2 protein-coding genes are annotated in these 2,476 nt (G+C 39.6%); both read right to left on the bottom strand.

All coding sequences use genetic code 11. The annotated features are described in order from the left end of the window. Positions 1 to 124 precede the first annotated feature (124 nt). The gene (locus BAQ49_RS05305; RefSeq protein ID WP_071744471.1) at positions 125 to 1,915 is read right to left on the bottom strand and encodes a reverse transcriptase/maturase family protein; all 1,791 of its coding nucleotides are present in this window, start codon (positions 1,913 to 1,915) and stop codon (positions 125 to 127) included. 371 nt (positions 1,916 to 2,286) lie between these two features. Beyond that, positions 2,287 to 2,476 (bottom strand): hypothetical protein (locus tag BAQ49_RS33265; RefSeq protein ID WP_208610847.1); only part of this gene is annotated, 190 nt, incomplete at its 5' end.

Here is a 2,476-nt window from a genome sequence, read left to right as displayed (position 1 = left end):
ACTGTACGTGCGGTAGAGTAGGTAGCCAGCGAGTTACATATTTGAAATAAGCACTTTTCCAACTACCCCTCCCAGAACGGAGCGTGACAGTTTCCTAGTCACTCCGCTCGCCAGTGACTATATATCAACGAATTTTCATCCCATTGTATTTTCCGGCGTGAATTTTATCGTGGCATTCCTCACAAACAGCTAGTGTTTTGCGATTCATGGCTACCATCCTCTTTATCCACTCAGGCTTTTCTTTCCTACTATTATTGCGAAGATTTTTTAGCTTTTTAACGTGATGCATCTCAATATTTCCTCGTGCTCCACATAGTTCGCAAGTATTATTCCGCAACCTGTCTATCAATTGAGTTCTAGTATTGAAAATTTTGACAGGATTTTCTATGATTGTAGCGGTTTTATTGTAGGCTAGTTTCATACCACCGAAATAAGTAGCCAGAGGCTTTTTGTTTTCTCTCTCAATTGCGACATGAAGCACCTTATATTCCCCATCTTTTGTTTTCAATACCTTTTTATATTTTTTAAAGACTTTGTTGATGGTAGTTTTGTGCTTATTTGCTAATGTTCTTGCGAGAGAGCGCTCCATAACTCGTTTTACGTTATGGAGTTGATGAGCATTGTAGGCAAGTAGATAATATTGGGCAAATCCTCTAAACTCTGCTTGAAACTGGCTAACAATATCATAATCAGAGTTTGTGGTTCTTTCTTTTCTGTGGATAGGTTGTCCTTTTGCCATATATTCGTTCATCTTAGCCTTCATTTTGTCCTCTGGTACCCTTAGTCCAATTACCCCATTAATTATTCTTTGACCACGTCTATCATGTTGTGTATTGCAATGTAATACATGGATGTCGTAACCAAGGAAACGTGCTTTTTCTTCTCTAGCGTGTGTAATTAACGTCTTTTCTGGGCTAAGGTTAAGGTTCAACTCTGTTTTTAGGAAAGTTTTAATTTTCGCCTTAACTTCCTCTGCATCTTGTTTGCTCCCAGATAAACCAATTAGCCAATCGTCCGCATATCGAACGTAATAAAGCCGTTTAAATTTTGGGTCAGTTGGGTTTTTCGAGGGCATTTGCTGCGCAATTTTTCTTAGTTCCTTAACTTTTTGCCAGTTACCATGACGTTTATATTTATCGATTTGCTTGAGAATTGCTCTGTATTCCTTATTTTCTGTGCGTCTTATTCCAGACGTGTACAGATGAATTAATGTCTTTTCCACATATTGGTCAAGTTTATTCATGTAAATATTAGAGAGTAAGGGACTTAGAATTCCTCCTTGTGGACACCCGCTGAGAGTTTGGCTATATTTCCAATCCTCCATGTAACCACTTACGAGAAGATGCTTAATTAATCTCAGAAATCGACTGTCGTGTATCTTTTCTGACATAATTCTGATTATAATCTCGTGGTTTATGCTTCCAAAGCAATCACTTATATCTCCTTCAACAAACCATTTAACGCTTTTCCATCCATCTCGATAGCGAATAGCTTCAAGTGCGGTTTGACACCCACGATTCTCGCGGAATCCATGTGACTTATCACTAAATTGTGGGTCGTAGTATGCATTCATAATGATTCGCATAACTTCTTGTAGGAGTTTATCTGACCAAGAAGGCATGCCTAATGGTCTCATCTTTCCATTTTTCTTTGGAATGTAAGTTCTTCTTACAGGTGTCCATCGATAAGACTCTCGCTTAACCTTTTCGATGATATCATCAATTTTCTTCATAGACATACCATCTACAGTTTCTTCGGTAATGCCTTTGGTCATTGATCCGTTATTGCTATAGATATTTTGGTATGCCATGAGATAGAGTTCTCGATTGTAAAGTAATCGATAGATTCTTTCAATGGGAAGTCCTTTCTTTCCTCGTTCGCTGATGATATTCAAAACTGCTTCGGTCGTTCGCATCTCGCGTTCCTCCTAGATTTGATATCATAATCACCTATTTCCCTTCTCCTACCCATACGAGTCAATGGCACACATTACAGTCCATCTGTGTAATTTCCATTACAGAAATTACATTGGATACTATGGAAATTCCGTTACCTTAAAGGTCTCCCTTCGTAGGCAATCCCATGTTCTTCAGGGTTGGAACGTGCTAGCACGACTTAGGTTCTTCATTTATCACCTTAATTGAGCTCACTGCTCAACGTCCTACAACCTTGGATTTCCTTGGTCGAAAGTCGTAACCAAGTATGTTATAGGCGGGGAGTATTTAGGTTGTGTATCCCCGAAAGTGCGGTTCCTTCACTGGTAATTGAAGTTTAAGCAGTTTAGCCTTAACCATATCGTGCAGAACTAGCAGAGCGATACCATAAACAACCTTCTGATAGCCTCTGCGTTACCTCCATGCTCTTGTCCCCTTGCCCTTTCGGGTTTAGGTAAGGAGTTGTTCTCAAAGCATTTTCCAAGGGCTTTGGTCCAATGTTTGGACAATCCCAACCATGAATGACATGGCGCACACTTTCA

The organism is Bacillus proteolyticus (assembly GCF_001884065.1).
Lineage (GTDB): Bacteria > Bacillota > Bacilli > Bacillales > Bacillaceae_G > Bacillus_A > Bacillus_A proteolyticus.
Note: the sequence above shows the minus strand (reverse complement) of the source record. Positions and strands in the feature narration are given on the sequence as shown.